Genomic DNA, 16,476 nt, shown 5'->3' on the forward strand with positions numbered 1-16,476 from the left:
TTGTTATCGATATCCGCCGACGCGCCTCAGCCGACCGAGCTCGCCGCGAGGCCGGCAGCCTCCGTTGTCGCCGCCTCCTCCTTGGCCGGGGCTGCGGCGACCACTGGCTCGTCCGAGACGATCCGGCCGTGTTCCATCTTGATCTGCCGATTGCAGACTCGCGCCACCAGCTTCGGGTCATGCGACGCCAGCACCAGGATCGAAGCCTTGCCGACCAGCTCGTCCAGGCGCTTGGCAGCCTTCAGGCTGAAGTCGGCGTCGCCCACGCTGAGCCATTCGTCCATGATCAGGATGTCGGCCTCGACACTGGTCGAGATGGCGAAGGCCAGCCGCAGCATCATTCCGCTCGAGTACGTGCGAACGGGCAGGTTCAGGTAATCGCCAAGTTCGCTGAACTCGGCGATGTCGTCGATCTTGCTTCGAATGCGCGCAGGCCGCAGGCCGTCGAGAATGCCGCGCAGATAGATGTTCTCGAATCCGGTCGCGTCGGGGTCCAGCCCCATCGACACGTCGAGCAGCGAGGCGATCTTGCCACGCGTATGCAGTTCGCCGCTGACGGGCGCATAGACGCCCGACAGCGTGCGCAACAGCGTGGTCTTGCCGGAGCCGTTGTGGCCCACGAGTGCGACCCGCTCACCATCCGCGAAGCGAAAGCTGAGCCGATCGAGCGCAGTCACGATCGCGTGCTTGCCGGCATCCTGTCCGATCCGGCCACCTGTGGTCAGGTTCAGCACGGCCTTCTTCAGAGAACGGTGCGAGTTCTCGTAGATCGGAAAGGCGACGGAGATGTCTTTTGCAACGATGGATGAGGTCACGATGTTACAGCCAGTATGGAACGCGATTGCGGTATCGGCTCATCAGATACTGCGCAAACGCGAATCCCAGAATCAGCAGCCCGAACGACCAGGCCCACGATTCCCAAAGCATCGGCCTGCCGGTAATCGGCGCGCGGATCGTTTCAATGAGGTGATACAGCGGGTTCATGTGGGCAATCCAGGAACGATCCTTCAGGATCTCCGGCATCCACATCACCGGCGTGAAGAAGAAAATCACCTGAACCAGGTTCGTCACGATCGGCGGAATATCGCGGAAGCGGGCGCACAGCACGCCCAGTGAGACGCCGACCCAGATGCCGTGCAACAGCAGCATGGCGAGGCCAACCGGCACGAGCAGGAACTCCCATGTCGGCCAGTGACCGAAGCCCACCATCAGGATGATCACCACCGGCAGGCTGTGCAGCAGGATGACGAAATTCCGCCACGCGATGCGGCATACATGTACGGTCAGCGGGATGCGTATCTGCTTGATCAGATAGGCCGAGCCGATGAACGCGGTACAGCCCTCGTTGGCGACGGAGGCCAGGTATTGCCAGACCACCAGGCCGATCGCCAGATACGGCAGATAGTCCGAGATTTCCTGCTGCAGCAGCGTCGAGTACAGCGCGCCCAGCACGATCACCATGATCGCCGTGCTCAACGTGAACCAGAACGGCCCGATCACCGAGCGCCGATAGCGCTGGCGGATGTCATGCCAGCCCAGCGTGCCCCAGATACGGGACGCACGCATGCCCACCAGCATGTCGTCGCTATGGCTATGCCGGGTGATATCGTCGGTGTCGTAGCTGTGTTCAGCTGCTGCGGTTTCCGCCATGTCATGCACGTCCGTAAATGTCCTCGAAGCGGACGATATCGTCCTCGCCGAGATACTCGCCGCTCTGCACTTCGATCATGACCAGATCGACCACGCCCGGATTCTCGAGCCGGTGCTTGTGGCCCGCCGGGATATAGGTCGATTCGTTGATCGCGACGAAGAACTCCTTGTCGCCGTTGACGACCTTCGCCATGCCGCTGACGACGATCCAGTGTTCGCTGCGATGGTGATGCATCTGCAGGCTCAGGCTGGCGCCGGGCTTGACTTCGATACGCTTGATCTTGAAGCGCGGGCCCTCTTCCAGCACCGTATAGGTGCCCCAGGGCCGATGCACGGTCCGATGCAGGCGGTGCGCCTCATGGCCTTGCGCCTTGAGCTTGGCGAACACGTGCTTGACGTCCTGCGCCCGTTCCCGGTTGGCGATCAGCAGTGCATCGGGGGTGTCGATCACGATCAGGCCTTCCACGCCGACCGCGCCGATCAACCGGTCGCGGCTCACCAGATAGCAGTCGCTGACGTCATGCAACAGCGCCTCGCCTTCGACGCGGTTGCCCTTGTCGTCGGCCTTCGACAGTTCGCTCAGCGCGGCCCAGGAGCCGATGTCGCTCCAGCCGATGGAGCACGGCACCACCGCGGCCCGCGTGCATTTTTCCATCACGGCGTAGTCGATCGAGTCTTCCGGCACCGCGGCGAAGCTCTCCTGCTCCAGTTCGACCTGGGCCCAGCCCTTCGCCGTGGCGACGCGCGATCTGGCGAGGCTGGCCTCGGTAGCCTGCAGGATATCCGGCGCATGCTCCTTCAGCTCGCGCAGCATGGCGCCCGCGGTAAAGCAGAACATGCCGGAATTCCACAGGAACCGCTGCGATGCCAGATACTCGCGCGCCTTTTCCAGCGATGGCTTTTCGACGAAACGCAGTACCTTATTGCCATCGGCCTCGATATAGCCATAGCCGGTCTCGGGCGACTCCGGATGGATACCGAAGGTCACGATGCGGCCTTCGCGCGCCAGCGCCTCGGCCTGCTGAACGGCGTCGCGGAACGCGTCCTGATCGGCGATCAGATGATCGGCGGCGAGCACCAGCATCACGGCATCGTCGCCATGGGTCTGCGCGACGCGCAGCGACGCTGCCGCGACCGCGGCGGCGGTGTTCCGGCCGAGCGGCTCGAGGATGTACGAGGTAGCGCAATGTTGTTCATTGACGGCACGGAATTCGTCCTCCGTCTTGAAGAACAGCTCCCGGTTCGTGACCGTGAGGATTTCCGCCACGCCCGGCAGAGCTGCCGCGCGCAAGAATGCTTTCTGCAGCAGGCTCTGACCATCCGACAGACGGATGAACGGCTTCGGATGCAGTTCACGCGACACGGGCCACAGCCGGGAACCGGCGCCACCGCACAGGATGATGGGTACCAAACTCACATGTTCCTCACAATGCGCGTCAATCGTTGCGCTTGGTGTTGCGTTTCAAATGTCGACGTTGGATCTGGGCCGCAAGGCACACTCCCGTCGGAATCCGGCATCGGGTCAGCCGCGCCCCTGCCCCTGCAGCGATGGATCGTCCATCGAGAACAGGTCCGCTTCGGCGAGCGGCTTGCCGGCGGTGTCCTTCGCGGCCAGCATGGGGTTCCCGTCGGTCGGCCAGTCGATGCCCAGGGCCGGGTCGCTCCACAACAAGCTACGCTCGTATTCGGGATACCAATAATCGGTAGTCTTGTACAGGAACTCGGCATGGTCGGACGTCACGAGGAATCCATGCGCAAAGCCTGCGGGCACCCATAACTGGCGCTTGTTCTCCGCCGAGAGCGTGACGCCGACCGCCTTGCCGAAGGTGGGCGAACCCTTGCGGATATCCACCGCCACATCGAACACCTCGCCCGCTACCACGCGGACGAGCTTGCCCTGGGGATGCTGGATCTGATAGTGAAGACCGCGCAGCACGCCACGCGCCGAACGCGAATGGTTGTCCTGCACGAAGACCCGGTTCAAGCCCGTCGCCTCGGCGAACTGCCTGGCGTTGAAGCTTTCGAAGAAAAACCCGCGTTGATCGCCAAAGACCTTGGGCTCGAGGATCAACACCTCCGGGATTTCGGTGCGAATGACGTTCAGGCTCATTTGATGGCCTCCGACAGGATCTGCATCAGGTAGGCGCCATAGCCGTTCTTCGACAGAGGGCGCGCCAGTTCGGCAACCTGATCGGCGGAGATCCATTTATTGCGGAACGCAATTTCCTCGGGACACGCGACCATCAATCCCTGCCGGCTCTGCAGCGTCGCGATGAAGCTGGCAGCCTCCAGCAGCGAATCGTGCGTGCCGGTGTCCAGCCAGGCGTAGCCGCGGCCCATGATCTCGACCTCGAGTTGCGCCATCGCGAGGTAACGCTTGTTGACGTCGGTGATCTCGAGTTCGCCACGTGCGGACGGCTTGATCTCGGCCGCGATATCGCAGACCTGGTTGTCGTAGAAATAGAGTCCCGTCACCGCATAGTTCGAGCGCGGCTTCAGCGGCTTTTCCTCCAGCGACATCGCCCGGAAGTTCTCGTCGAACTCGACCACGCCGTAGCGTTCGGGATCGTGCACGTGATAGGCGAACACCGTCGCGCCGTCTTCCTTCGCGCACGCTCGCGTCAGCTGGCTGACCAGGTCATGGCCGTGGAAGATGTTGTCCCCCAGGATCAGGGTCGAAGGATCATTGCCGATGAAATCGCGGCCGATCAGGAACGCCTGGGCCAGCCCATCTGGCGATGGCTGGACCGCGTATTGCAGATTCAGTCCCCATTTGCTGCCATCGCCGAGCATTTCCGCGAAGCGCGGCGTATCTTCCGGCGTCGATATAACGAGGATGTCACGAATCCCCGCCAACATGAGCGTCGACAGGGGATAGTAGATCATCGGCTTGTCGTAGACAGGCAGCAGCTGCTTCGACACCGAGCGGGTGATGGGATAAAGGCGAGTGCCGGAGCCCCCGGCCAGGATGATGCCCTTGCGCATGGCGAACCACTCAGGAAAGGATCTGGTCCAGCAGGTGGGCGATGCCCTGCTGCCAGTCCGGAAGATGAATGCCGAACGTATCGCGCAACTTGCTGGTATCCAGGCGCGAATTCGCCGGCCTTGGCGCCGGCAGCGGATACTCGGTGGACGCGATCGCCGCCACCCGGTCGGACCCGACCTTCAGCGCAATGCCCTTGGTTTCCGCGTGGCGCAGCACCGCCGTCGCATAGCCATGCCAACTCGTTTCGCCCGCGGCGGCGAGGTGATAGACGCCTCCAGCGAAGCCCGCGCGATCGCCGTGCAACCAATGGCGCGCGACAATCTGGGCCGTCACGTCGGCGATCAGCGACGCAGTGGTCGGAGCGCCGAACTGGTCGGCAATGACACGCAGCGCGTCGCGCTCCGACGCGAGCCGCAGCATCGTCTTGGCGAAATTGGCACCGTGCGCGCCGGCCACCCAGCAGGTGCGCAGCACCAGTGCATCGGCACCGGCTGCCGCGATGGCCTGCTCGCCTGCGAGCTTGCTCTTGCCGTAGACCGATTGGGGGTCGACCGGATCGGTCTCGACATACGGGCTCGTCTTGCGGCCGTCGAACACGTAATCGGTCGAGTAATGGACCAGCAGGCCGCCGAGCTCCCGCACCTCCTCGGCGAGTACGCCGGGGGCCACGCCATTGATGGCGTGAGCCAGCTCAGGCTCGCTCTCGGCCTTGTCTACCGCGGTGTAGGCGGCGGGATTGACGACGATGTCCGGGCGGACGTCCCGCACGACGCGACGAAGCTGCTCCGGGTCGGCCAGATCGCAGGCATTGCGGTCCAGCGCGACGACGCGGCCTAGCGGTGCCAGGCTGCGGCGCAGCTCGAAACCAACCTGGCCATTGCTTCCAGTGACGAGAAGGGTCGGGACACGGGAGCTTTCACGCCGCATACTGCTTCGCCACCCAATTCCGATATTCCCCGGACATCACGTCCCGCACCCAGGCCTGATTGTCCAGATACCACTGGACCGTCTTGCGCAGCCCGGTCTCGAAGGTCTCCGCCGGCTTCCAGCCGAGCTCGCGCTCGAGCTTGCGGGCGTCGATCGCATAGCGCCGGTCGTGGCCAGGGCGGTCCTTGACGAAGGTGATCTGGTCCCGGTAGGAGCCCGAGGCCTTTGGCTTCAGTTCGTCCAGCAGGTCGCACAGCGTGTGGACCACGTCCAGGTTGGTCTTCTCGTTCCAGCCGCCGACGTTGTACGTTTCGCCGAGCCGGCCGCGCGCGAGCACCTCGCGGATCGCGGCGCAGTGGTCGCCCACATACAGCCAGTCGCGTACGTTCAGACCATCGCCGTATACAGGCAGCAGCTTGCCGCCAAGCGCGTTGGCGATCATCAGCGGGATCAGCTTTTCGGGGAAGTGATACGGCCCGTAGTTGTTCGAGCAGTTGGTCGTCAGGACCGGCAGCCCGTAGGTGTGGTGGTAGGCGCGGACCAGATGGTCGGAGCCTGCCTTCGAAGCCGAATACGGGCTGTTGGGCGCGTAGGCCGTCGTCTCCGAGAACGGCGGATCGCTCGGTCCGAGCGAGCCGAACACCTCGTCGGTCGACACGTGCAGGAAGCGGAAGGCGCCCTTGCGAGCGTCGTCGAGGCCGCTCCAGTAGGCGCGCACGGCTTCGAGCAGGGTGAAGGTGCCGACGATATTGGTCTGGATGAACTCGCCGGGGCCGTGGATCGAGCGGTCGACGTGGCTTTCGGCGGCGAAGTGCAGGACCGCGCGGGGCTGGTACTCGGCCAGCAGCCGGTCCAGCGCGGCGCGATCGCAGATGTCGGTGCGCGAGAAAATGTGACGCGGATTGCCCTCAAGCGAGGCAAGCGTCTTCAGGTTGCCGGCGTACGTGAGCTTGTCGACATTGACGACGCTGTCGGCGTCGGCATTGCCAAGCCAGTTCAAGACGAAATTGGCGCCAATGAAACCGGCGCCCCCTGTCACGAGGATGTGCGGCAAACCCCTTTCTCCCTAACTATCGATATGTTTCGAAAACGGGACAATAGCCCGGCGCCCGCCTTGATCCGTTTGGGGGACGGCAGGATCATCAGTGTTCTCAGAAGTGGCGGTATTCTATCCGAGCGCCCCCCCGGGATTACCCGGGCCAGTCATCTTTTTGTAGCCTGTTGTAACGGCTCACGCCCCCCCTCTTTACAATCGACAAAAAGCCGCCTCCGGCTCTCTTTTTTACCTCTATGCCCCATTCCTCGGTGCCAGCCCCTTACCCCTACGCCGTCGGCGACCTGCAAGGTTGCTGTCCCTCCCTGGAACAACTTGTCACCAAAATCCCCGACGATGCGCCACTTCGCTTCGTCGGGGATCTGGTAAACCGCGGGCCGGCGTCGCTGGATACCTTGCGGAGAGTCCGGGCAATGGGCAAGCGGGCCGAGTCGGTGCTGGGCAACCACGATATCCATCTATTAGCCGTCGCCGCCGGCGTACGCAATCCGGGTTCGTCTGACACGCTCGATGACATCCTGCAGGCGCCGGACCGGGAGGAACTGCTGCACTGGCTGCGCCACCGGCCGCTGGCCCTCCATGAGAACGGCTTCCTGCTGATCCACGCCGGCGTGCTGCCCCAATGGACCGTCGAGCAGACGCTCGAGCTTGCCGGCGAAGTCGAGCGGAAGCTACAGGGACCGGACTGGAAAGCATTTCTCGCGGATGTTTTTGGTAATGCAGCGAACCGCTGGCACGAGGGGCTGCGCGGCATCGAGCGGCATCGCGTCGTGATCAATGCGCTGACCCGGTTGCGCTTCTGTACCGTCGACGGGGTGATGGACTTCAAGACCAAGGAGGGATTGGGCAAGGCGCCCGATGGCTTCCTGCCCTGGTTCGACGTGCCGGAACGCCGCACCGGCGATACCACGATCGTCTGCGGCCACTGGTCCACGTTGGGGCTGGTGATGCGGCCCGACCTGATGGCGCTGGATACCGGCTGCGTCTGGGGCGGCCGGCTGACCGCAGCCCGCCTGGCGCCCGATCCGGCCGACCGCGAGGTCATCCAGGTCGATTGCCCGCAATATTGTGATCCTTTAGGCTGATTTTGTCATCCCCTCGACGGGATGTCGGTGTGCAGGCGCACCGACGATCAGACCGGATTGCCGGTGGCCGTGGTTTCCGCCGCGGCGGCGGACGGTCCGCCGGCGGGCACCGCCGTCTCGCCCTCTAGTTGCCGGCACAACGCGACCACGCCTTCGCGCGCATGCTCAGCCAGCGCACGGCGCCCGCCGTCGTTCGCCTGAAGCGGCTGGCCGAACGCGATCTGCGCGATGATTGGCGGCGAGTGCAGGATCGCGTCGAGCGTCTGCAACAGCGTCAAGTCGCCGATATAGGCCGGCGCGACGGTGCGCTCCCCGGTGGCGGCGTCGCAATAGCGCAGCGCCACCGGCAGCACCGGCAGGCCCGCAGAGATTGGCGCCTGCATCAGGTTGGCGTGGAACGGCAGCACGTCGGTGCCATCAGTGGTGGTGCCTTCCGGGAACACGCAGACGCGATCGCCCTGCAGCATGCAGTCGGTGATGTCGTGCAGCACGCGGTGCGCGTCGCGCTTGCGGCCGCGTTCGATGAACAGCGTGCCGGTCTGCTCGCACAGCCAGCCGATCAGCGGCCAGTCGCGGATCTCCGACTTGGCGACGAAGCGGGACGGCTCCCAGCTGTGCATCACGAAGATATCGAGCCAGGAGATATGGTTGGCGACGACCATGGCGCCGCGCCCGGTCTGCGGAACGGCACCGATCAGTTCGATGTCGACGCCGCAGATCCGCAGCAGCCGGCGCGACCAGCGGCGGATATGCCATTGGCGCGATGTCTTGCCGAGCCAAGGGAACAGGACCGCGCAGGTCAGCAGGCCGCGCAGCAGGTGCAGGCAGAGGGCGAGCTTGCGCAGGGCGATCATGGGATCGATGGAAACAGGCGTCGGAACCGTGGCGGCGGGTCAAGGGCTGCTGCCCTCTCCCCCGCCCCTCTCCCGCAACCGGGCGAGGGGAATGTCGGTCTGCCAGGGCCGACGCCGAGCCTCGGGATCAGCGGGCGGCCACCGCCTCGCCGTTGCGCGGCTGGCCGGCCAGCTCGTAGACCAGCTGGCCGCCGACCAGCGTGGCCGTGACCCGGCCGCGCATCTCGTAGCCGAGCCACGGCGAGTTCTTGCCCTGGCTCTTCAGCGAGCGGCGCTCGACCTTCCACACGGCATTCGGATCGAACAGGCAGACGTCGGCCGCGCCGCCGACCGCGAGCCGGCCGGCCGGCAGGCCGATCACGCGTGCCGGCTCGCTGGTGATGCGACCCAGCGCCTTGACCAGCGGCACCTTGTGTTCGTCGGCCCAGCGCAGCGTCAGCGGCAGCAGCAGTTCGAGGCCGGTCGCGCCCGGCGTGGCTTCGGCGAATGGCAGCAGCTTCTCGTCGTCGTCGACCGGCGTGTGGTCCGAGCACAGCGCGTCGATGGTGCCGTCGGCCAGCGCGGCGACGATGGCGTCGCGATCGCGCCCGCTGCGCAGCGGCGGCGAGAAGCGCATCTGCGAATTGAAGTAGCCGATGTCCATGTCGGTCAGCGCGACGTGGTGGATGTTGACGTCGCAGGTGACCGGCAGCCCCTCGCGCTTGGCCTGCCGCACCAGTTCCAGGCCCGCCGCCGACGACAGCCGGCACAGGTGGACGCGCGCGCCGGTGGAGCGCATCAGCTCGAAGATCGTATGCAGCCGCACGGTCTCCGCGATCACCGAGACGCCCGACAGCCCGAGCCGCGACGCGACCGCGCCGCTGGCCGCGACGCCGCCGCCCAGGTACGGGTCTTCGGGCCGCAGCCAGACCGTGAAGCCGAAGGTCTGCGCGTACTGCAACGCGCGCAGCAGCACCTGGGTGTTGAGGATCGGCGCCTCGGCCTGCGAGAAGCCGACGCAGCCGGCTTCGGTCAGCTGCGACATCTCGGTCAGCACCTCGCCCTTCAGCCCCAGCGTCAGCGCACCGAGCGGGTACACATGGGTCTGGTTCAGCGTGCGGGCGCGGTACTTCAGCATCTCGACCAGGCCCGGCTCGTCGAGCACCGGGTCGGTATCGGGCGGGCACACCAGGCTGGTGACGCCGCCGGCGGTGGCCGCGGCCACTTCGGATTCGAGCGTGGCCTTGTATTCGTAGCCCGGCTCGCGCAGCCGGGCCGACAGGTCGACCAGGCCCGGGCAGACGATCAGTCCGCTGGCGTCGATGGTCTTGTTGGCCTGGAAGTCGGCCGGCGCGCTGCCGATGCCGACGATCTTGCCGGCGGCCAGGAACAGGTCCTGCTGGGCATCGATATTGCCGGCCGGGTCGATCAGGCGGCCACCCTTGATGTGGATCTTCATATCGTGTCGCTTGCTATCGCTTGCCATTGCGGCTTGTTTTGGTGCCTGGCGATCGTCACGAGGCCGACGATTGCCCGGTGGATCGCGCTTCAGTCATTCAGTCGTTGTTGCCGGCGACGATGCCCATCACCGCCATCCGCACCGCGATGCCGAAGGTGACCTGGTTCAGGATCACCGACTGCGGACCGTCGGCGACCGCCGAATCGATTTCGACGCCGCGGTTCATTGGCCCCGGGTGCATCACGATCGCGTCGGGCTTGGCCAGGGCCAGACGTTCGGGCGTCAGGCCGAAGGCCTTGAAGTATTCCTGCGCCGACGGCAGCAGCGCGCCGCTCATGCGCTCGTTCTGCAGCCGCAGCATGATGATCACGTCGACGCCCTTGAGCCCCTCTTCCATGTTGTGGAAGACGCGCACGCCCATCTGCTCCAGCCCAGACGGCAGCAGCGTGCGCGGACCGATCGCGCGCACCTCGGGCACGCCCAGCGTGGTCAGCGCGTGGATGTCCGAGCGCGCCACCCGCGAGTGCAGGATGTCGCCGACGATCGCGACCGTCAGCTTGGTGAAGTCCTGCTTGTAATGCCGGATCGTGTACATGTCCAGCAGGCCCTGCGTCGGGTGCGCATGGCGGCCATCGCCGGCGTTGATCACGTGCACGTGCGGCGCGACATGCTCGGCGATCAGATAGGGCGCGCCCGAGCTGGCATGCCGCACCACGAACATGTCGGCCGACATCGCCGACAGGTTGTTGATGGTGTCGAGCAGCGATTCGCCCTTGCTGGTCGACGAGGCATTGATGTTCAGGTTCAGCACGTCCGCCGACAGCCGCTTGGCGGCGATCTCGAACGTGGTGCGGGTCCGCGTCGAGTTCTCGAAGAACAGGTTGAACACGCTCTTGCCGCGCAGCAGCGGCACCTTCTTGACGTCGCGGTCGGAGTCCGACAGCGACACGAACTGGCTGGCGGTGTCGAGGATGTGCGTGATCATGTCGCGCGACAGCCCCTCGATGGACAGCAGATGCTTGAGCTCGCCGTTCCTGGTGAGCTGCGGGTTGCGGAACGTCTTGGTCATGGGTGAGGCGTGGGCGGGTGCGGTTTGGCTCGGTACGGGTGCGCGGGTGCTGTGCTTGCGTTGGCTCGGGCGGCTCTGCTCGTTCTACTGCTGGTCTGCCTGCTGGTCTGCTTTCCGTTCAGCCCGCGGCGGAATCGTGGTTGCCGTTCAGCGTTTCGGTGGCGAAGGAAAAACGGATGCCGGCGCCCTCGCCTTCGCGCGACAACACCAGGTTGGTGCCGCGCGGCAGCGTGATCCGCTCGCCGACGAAGTCCGCCGCGATCGGCAACTCGCGGCCGCCGCGATCGACCAGCGTGGCCAGCGCAACGCGCGCAGGCCGCCCGTAGTCGAACAACTCGTTGACGGCGGCGCGGATGGTACGGCCGGTGGCCAGCACATCGTCGATCAGCAGCACCTGGCTGTCCTGCACCGAAAACGGCAGCGTGCTCGGCTGCGCCTGGCTGTGCAGGCCCTTTTTCGCGTAATCGTCGCGGTGGAAGGCCACGTTGATCACGCCGTAATGCGGCAACTGCAGATCGGCGGCCAGCCGCTCCGCGATCCACGCGCCACCCGAATAGATGCCGGCGATCGACCAGGGCGCACCGCCCGAAGCGGAGCCTGAGGGCGCGGACAGCATCCCTTGCACGTGGTCACGCAGCGCGCGGTACAGCGCCTCGGCGTCGAGAGTGACGTTGGAAATCATAGCGGGAGTTGGTCGAAATACTGTTGCAGGATGATGCGGGCCGCCTCGTGGTCGAGCGCCCCGGGCCTGGCGCCGGACGCCTGGGCCTCCAGGGAGCTATAGCGCTCGTCGACCCAGGTCACCGGCAGATTGAAGCGGCCGTTCAGCTGATTGCCGAAGCGTCGCGCCAGCGTGGTCGCCGGCTGTTCGCCGCCGTCAGGCGTCAGGGGCAGTCCAACGACAAGATGCACCGGCGCCCATTCTTCAATCAGCGCGGCGACGGCCTGAAAACGCCCTTCGACGGTGATGTTCGGCAGGATGGTCAGCGGCCGCGCCTCGCGCGTGATGAAGTTGCCCAGCGCCACGCCGATCTTGCGCTCGCCGTAATCGAAGCCCAATACGGTGCCGTCGGTAGGCGCGGCGGACACTGGCGCGCCTTGCGGCGCCGGCTTGTGGAGCGGCGTGGCCGCGTCCGCGCTAGGCATGCCCCGCCTCGCCGGAGAGCATGGTGATGTCGATGCCCAAAAGGCGAATGGCGGCGGCGAAGCGTTCCTCGGGCGGAACGCTGAATACGATCTCGGGATCGGCCTGCACGGTCAGCCAGCCGTTGCGGCTCAGCTCTTCCTCCAACTGGCCCGCGCCCCAGCCGGCGTAGCCGAGCGTCAGCAGGAAGCGGTGCGGACCGCTGCCGTTGGCGACCGCCTCGAGCACGTCCTTGGAGGTGGTCATCTCCAGGCCGCCCGGCACCGTCAGCGACGACACATAGACGCCGACCGGGTCGTGCAGCACGAAGCCGCGCTCGGTCTGCACCGGGCCGCCGAAATAGACGGGTTGTTGCGCAACGGGCTGGATTTCGAGCTTGAGATCGATCTTGTCGAACAACGTGGCCATGTCGATGTCGATCGGCCGGTTGATCACCAGGCCGAGCGCGCCACGCTCGTTGTGTTCGCAGATGTAGACGACGGCGCCGGTAAAAGTCGGATCCGCCATGCCGGGCATGGCGATCAGGAATTGATTCGTCAGATTGATGGGGGCTGCGGACGTCGCCATGCGTTGCATTTTATCAAATCAGCGCCAATGTTCCGGAAAAGATTCCCTCGTCCGGGCCCGCGCAGGGATTGGGATGGTGCGCGCCGCCGCACAGCCGTTGCATCGCAGCATCGGGGCCGCGGTGAGCCTTGCCGCCCAGTCCCCGCCTCAGTCCTTGCGCGCCAGTTCGGCCAGATCCGCCGGCGTCAGCCAGCGCCATTCGCCGGGCGCGAGCGCCGGATCCAGCGCCAGTCCGCCGATGCGGCTGCGATGCAGCGCGGCGACATGGTTGCCGGCCGCGGCGACCATCCGCTTGACCTGATGATACTTGCCTTCGGCCAGCGTCAGCCGCAGCGCGCGTTCGCCGACGATCTCGCAGGCCAGCGCCGCGATCGGGGCGGGTTCGTCCTCGAGCTGGACGCCTTCGCGCAGCGCCGCGGCCTGGGCCTCGGTGGCCGGCTCCGCGGTCGTGACCTCGTAGACCTTGGGCACCTTGCGCTTGGGCGAGGTCTGCGCGTGGATGAACTGGCCGTCGTCGCTGAGCAGCAGCAGCCCGGTGGTGTCCTGGTCGAGCCGGCCGACCGCCTGCACGCCGCGCTCGCGCAGCGGCACCGGCAACAGCGTGTAGACGCTCGGATGATGCAGCGGCCGCTGCGAGCATTCGTATCCCGTCGGCTTGTGCAGCATCAGGTAGGCCTTCTCGTGGCAGACCCACGCCTCGCCATCGACGGTCAGCCGCAGCCCTTCGAGCACGAATTCCGCGCGCGGGTCCTCGCACAGTTCGCCATCGACCTCGACCATGCCGGCCGCCACCAGATCCCCGCAATAGCGGCGCGTGCCGAAGCCCTGCGATTGCAGGATGCGGTCCAGCGGCGTGGTCTTGGGCGGTTTGGCGGTCTTCGAGCTCATCGGCGATCAGGGAAAGCGGCGCGTTGCAGGGGGAATGGCGCAGGGGGCCATGCTACGGTAAACGGTCGCGCGGCTGGCGGCGCAGCCTTCTCGGAGATCGAGTTTGAACCCATCCCCCCATCGCGAGCCGTACCGCGTCGGCCGTTCGTTCGACCGCGCACTGGTCTGGTTTCGCCGCGACCTGCGCGTGGACGACCACGCGGCGCTGCATTATGCCCTCAAGCATGCGCGCCGGGTATGGTGCGTATTCGTATTCGATCGGGACATCGTCGACCCTTTGTTGGCTCGCGGCTTGACCAGCGATCGCCGCGTGGCCTTCATCCTCGCCTCGCTGGCCCCGCTGGACGCCGCGTTGCGGGCGGCAGGCGGCGGCCTGATCGTGCTGCACGCCGCCGCGCGTACGGCGATCCCCCGGCTCGCCCGGGAGCTCGACGTACAGGCCGTCTTCGCCAACCATGACTACGAGCCTGCGGCCATCGAGCGCGACCGCGCCGCGGCCGACGCGCTGGCCGCCGATGCGCGCATCTGGTTCACCTTCAAGGATCAGGCCGTGTTCGAGCGCGACGAGATCCTGAACGGCCAGGGCAAACCCTTCTCGGTATTCACGCCATACAAGAACGCCTGGCTGAAGGCGCTGCAGCCCTTCGATCTGCGGCCCTACCCGGTCGCGCCCTATCTGCATGCGCTGGCGCCGCTGCCGGCGGCGCACGACCGTCCGCTGCCCACGCTGGAGGCGCTGGGCTTCACGCCGCCCGAGCCGCAGGCGGTGCCGCTCCTTCCGGGCAGCCCCGGCGCGCATGCCCTGTTCGATGCCTTCCTCGACCGGCTGGGCGACTATGCGCGCCGGCGCGATTTCCCTGCCGTGCGCGGGCCCAGTTATCTGTCGGTGCATCTGCGTTTCGGCACCATCTCGATCCGCACGCTGGCGCGCGCCGCGCATGCGGCGATGCTGCAAGGCGGTGCCGATGCCGGCGGCGCGGCGGCGTGGTTGTCGGAGCTGATCTGGCGCGACTTCTATTTCATGGTGCTGCACCATCGCCCGGACCTGGCCGATGGCCGCTCGTACCACGCCGCCTATGACGCGATCCGCTGGCGCACCGGACCCATCGCCGAGCAGTATTTCGGCGCGTGGTGCGAGGCGCGTACCGGCTATCCGCTGGTCGATGCCGCGATGCTTCAGCTGCGCCAGAGCGGCTATATGCACAACCGCCTGCGCATGGTCAGCGCCAGCTTTCTGGTCAAGGATCTGGGCATCGACTGGCGCCGCGGCGAAGCGTTGTTCGCGGACCTGCTCAACGATTACGACTTCGCGGCCAACAATGGCGGCTGGCAGTGGGCCGCATCGACCGGGTGCGACGCGCAGCCGTGGTTCCGGATCTTCAATCCCGTCACGCAGTCCCGCAAGTTCGATCCCGAGGGCCGCTTCATCCGGCACTACCTGCCGCAGCTGGCCGATCTGCCGGACAAGTATCTGCACGCGCCGTGGACCGCGCCGGAGGCGGTGCTGGCCGCGGCCGGCATCACGCTGGGCAAGGACTATCCGCGTCCGCTCGTGCAGCATGACGTGGCGCGGCAGGAAACGCTGCAGCGGTATGCGGTGGTGAAGGTGGGGGCCGCGGCAGCGACGGGATCGGCATAGCGGGCGCCTTGCCCGCTCCCCCAACCCTTCTCCCGCATGCGGGAGAGGGGAGAAGGCCCCCTGTCGAGCAGCGGGCCTACGCTGCCAGCAGCGCGCTTTCGCGATAGTGCCGCTGCGCGTCCTCGGGACGTTCGGTCTGCTCGAACAGCCGCGCCAGTGCCAGATGCGCCCGTATGCGCAGGCGGCGCTGTTCCTCGCTGGTCGCGTACTTCAGCGCGCGTTCGAAGTTGGACTGCGCCTTGCCCCACAGCTGTTCGCCCAGGCACAACACGCCCAGCGTGAAATGCAGCTCGGCATCGTTCGGATGTTGCGCCAGCCATTTCTCGGCCTGCTGGATCTGGGGCAACGCCTGGCCCGGCTCGGCGCAGTCGGCGTAGCGCAGCACCAGCCGGCTGTCCCAGTTGACCTTCAGCGCGTCCTCGACGATCCGGCGGGCTTCCTGCTGACGGCCCAGCGCCGAGAAATAGCGCGCGGCCGGCTCGGCGATGCGGGCCGCGCGGCGCTCGTCGTTCGACAGCGAACGCCAGAAGTCCTGCAACGCGTCGGCGTCGTGGCGGCGCTCTTCCAGCATCGCCTCGCAGGCCAGCTGCTTCAGGCGCAGCGCCAGCACCGGATGCAGCGCGTTGCGCTTCTCCAGCGAACGCGCGAGCCGCAGCACCTCGCTCCAGTTCTTCAGATGCTGGTGCGCGCGCAGCGCGATCCGTTGCACATGGATCTGCCGTCCGCCCTGGGCCTGCAGCTGCGCGATCGTTTCCAGCGCGCCATCGGCATCGCGGGCGTCGACCAGCATTTCCGCCAGCGATACCAGCCGGGCCTGCTCACGCTCGGGCGCGGTGACCTGGGCCAGCCAGCCGTCGCGCCGCTCGGCCTCCTGCATCTGGTGCGCGGCGCGCGCGCCGATCAGCGCCGCGGTCTGCGCCTGCTCGGGCCAGACCTGGGCCTCGCGCGCGGTCCGCTCGGCGCGGGCGAAGCGGCCGGCGAACAGGTTCTCGATCGCCTCGCGCAGCGCGGCCTGCGCCTTCAGCATGCGATTGCGCTCGCGGTAGGCGGCGGCGCGCCGAGGCATCTCGGACAGATGCCGGATCGCCGACAGCACGGTCCAGGCAATGAAGAACAGCAGCAACAGCAGCGCCAGCGCCAGGTTCAGCGACAGTTCGACCCGATACGGCGGGGAG

The 16,476-nt window shown here is 66.3% G+C and carries 17 protein-coding genes; 2 read left to right on the plus strand and 15 right to left on the minus strand.

Annotated elements, in window-relative coordinates:
- Nucleotides 1-26 precede the first annotated feature (26 nt).
- The 7 genes from B551_RS20730 to rfbB form a co-directional block, all read right to left on the minus strand.
- Nucleotides 27-818, minus strand: a complete 792-nt coding sequence (locus B551_RS20730) for an ABC transporter ATP-binding protein (RefSeq protein ID WP_043441848.1) — start codon at nt 816-818, stop codon at nt 27-29.
- A gap of 1 nt (nt 819) precedes the next feature.
- On the minus strand, nt 820-1,650 hold the full coding sequence (locus B551_RS20735; RefSeq protein WP_006575880.1) for an ABC transporter permease: 831 nt from the start codon (nt 1,648-1,650) through the stop codon (nt 820-822).
- Between the two features lies 1 nt (nt 1,651).
- Nucleotides 1,652-3,067, minus strand: coding sequence for a mannose-1-phosphate guanylyltransferase/mannose-6-phosphate isomerase (locus B551_RS20740; RefSeq protein WP_006575881.1), 1,416 nt, complete (start codon nt 3,065-3,067; stop codon nt 1,652-1,654).
- 105 nt (nt 3,068-3,172) lie between these two features.
- A complete protein-coding gene (gene rfbC, locus B551_RS20745) occupies nt 3,173-3,760 on the minus strand; it encodes a dTDP-4-dehydrorhamnose 3,5-epimerase (protein WP_006575882.1) in 588 nt (195 codons plus the stop codon).
- Nucleotides 3,757-4,635 carry a glucose-1-phosphate thymidylyltransferase RfbA gene (gene rfbA, locus B551_RS20750; RefSeq protein ID WP_023264931.1) on the minus strand — a complete coding sequence of 293 codons (879 nt, stop codon included), beginning with the start codon at nt 4,633-4,635 and terminating at the stop codon, nt 3,757-3,759. The genes rfbC and rfbA overlap by 4 nt, the downstream gene beginning before the upstream one ends.
- Nucleotides 4,636-4,645: 10 nt before the next feature.
- On the minus strand, nt 4,646-5,563 hold the full coding sequence (rfbD, locus tag B551_RS20755) for a dTDP-4-dehydrorhamnose reductase (RefSeq protein WP_006575884.1): 918 nt from the start codon (nt 5,561-5,563) through the stop codon (nt 4,646-4,648).
- The gene (rfbB, locus tag B551_RS20760) at nt 5,553-6,617 is read right to left on the minus strand and encodes a dTDP-glucose 4,6-dehydratase (protein WP_006575885.1); all 1,065 of its coding nucleotides are present in this window, start codon (nt 6,615-6,617) and stop codon (nt 5,553-5,555) included. The genes rfbD and rfbB overlap by 11 nt, the downstream gene beginning before the upstream one ends.
- A 236-nt stretch (nt 6,618-6,853) precedes the next feature.
- Here rfbB and B551_RS20765 point away from each other — a divergent pair, with 236 nt between their 5' ends.
- Nucleotides 6,854-7,702, plus strand: a complete 849-nt coding sequence (locus tag B551_RS20765) for a symmetrical bis(5'-nucleosyl)-tetraphosphatase (RefSeq protein ID WP_023264932.1) — start codon at nt 6,854-6,856, stop codon at nt 7,700-7,702.
- A gap of 47 nt (nt 7,703-7,749) precedes the next feature.
- On the opposite strand, the gene B551_RS20770 is transcribed toward B551_RS20765, so the two are convergent.
- The 7 genes from B551_RS20770 to B551_RS20800 all read right to left on the minus strand — a co-directional run bounded on the left by B551_RS20770 (nt 7,750) and on the right by B551_RS20800 (nt 13,662).
- Nucleotides 7,750-8,556 carry a 1-acyl-sn-glycerol-3-phosphate acyltransferase gene (locus B551_RS20770; protein ID WP_006575887.1) on the minus strand — a complete coding sequence of 269 codons (807 nt, stop codon included), beginning with the start codon at nt 8,554-8,556 and terminating at the stop codon, nt 7,750-7,752.
- A 127-nt stretch (nt 8,557-8,683) separates the two neighbouring features.
- On the minus strand, nt 8,684-9,994 hold the full coding sequence (locus tag B551_RS20775; RefSeq protein WP_157072054.1) for a dihydroorotase: 1,311 nt from the start codon (nt 9,992-9,994) through the stop codon (nt 8,684-8,686).
- Nucleotides 9,995-10,091: 97 nt separating this feature from the next.
- Nucleotides 10,092-11,063: an aspartate carbamoyltransferase catalytic subunit gene (locus tag B551_RS20780; RefSeq protein ID WP_006575889.1), complete on the minus strand. Its 972-nt coding sequence runs from the start codon at nt 11,061-11,063 to the stop codon at nt 10,092-10,094.
- A gap of 118 nt (nt 11,064-11,181) precedes the next feature.
- A complete protein-coding gene (gene pyrR, locus B551_RS20785) occupies nt 11,182-11,745 on the minus strand; it encodes a bifunctional pyr operon transcriptional regulator/uracil phosphoribosyltransferase PyrR (protein WP_006575890.1) in 564 nt (187 codons plus the stop codon).
- On the minus strand, nt 11,742-12,209 hold the full coding sequence (ruvX, locus tag B551_RS20790; RefSeq protein ID WP_006575891.1) for a Holliday junction resolvase RuvX: 468 nt from the start codon (nt 12,207-12,209) through the stop codon (nt 11,742-11,744). Before ruvX ends, pyrR begins: the two co-directional genes overlap by 4 nt.
- Nucleotides 12,202-12,774 (minus strand): YqgE/AlgH family protein, encoded by a 573-nt coding sequence (locus tag B551_RS20795; RefSeq protein ID WP_006575892.1) that lies wholly within the window; start codon nt 12,772-12,774, stop codon nt 12,202-12,204. Before B551_RS20795 ends, ruvX begins: the two co-directional genes overlap by 8 nt.
- A gap of 147 nt (nt 12,775-12,921) precedes the next feature.
- Nucleotides 12,922-13,662, minus strand: coding sequence for a 16S rRNA pseudouridine(516) synthase (locus tag B551_RS20800; protein WP_006575893.1), 741 nt, complete (start codon nt 13,660-13,662; stop codon nt 12,922-12,924).
- A gap of 103 nt (nt 13,663-13,765) precedes the next feature.
- Here B551_RS20800 and B551_RS20805 point away from each other — a divergent pair, with 103 nt between their 5' ends.
- Nucleotides 13,766-15,301, plus strand: coding sequence for a deoxyribodipyrimidine photo-lyase (locus B551_RS20805; RefSeq protein WP_023264934.1), 1,536 nt, complete (start codon nt 13,766-13,768; stop codon nt 15,299-15,301).
- 76 nt (nt 15,302-15,377) lie between these two features.
- Here B551_RS20805 and B551_RS20810 read toward each other — a convergent pair.
- Nucleotides 15,378-16,476, minus strand: a 1,099-nt coding sequence (locus B551_RS20810) for a heme biosynthesis HemY N-terminal domain-containing protein (RefSeq protein ID WP_023264935.1), incomplete at its 5' end; no start/stop codon positions are given.

The organism is Cupriavidus sp. HPC(L) (assembly GCF_000307735.3).
Taxonomy (GTDB): domain Bacteria; phylum Pseudomonadota; class Gammaproteobacteria; order Burkholderiales; family Burkholderiaceae; genus Cupriavidus.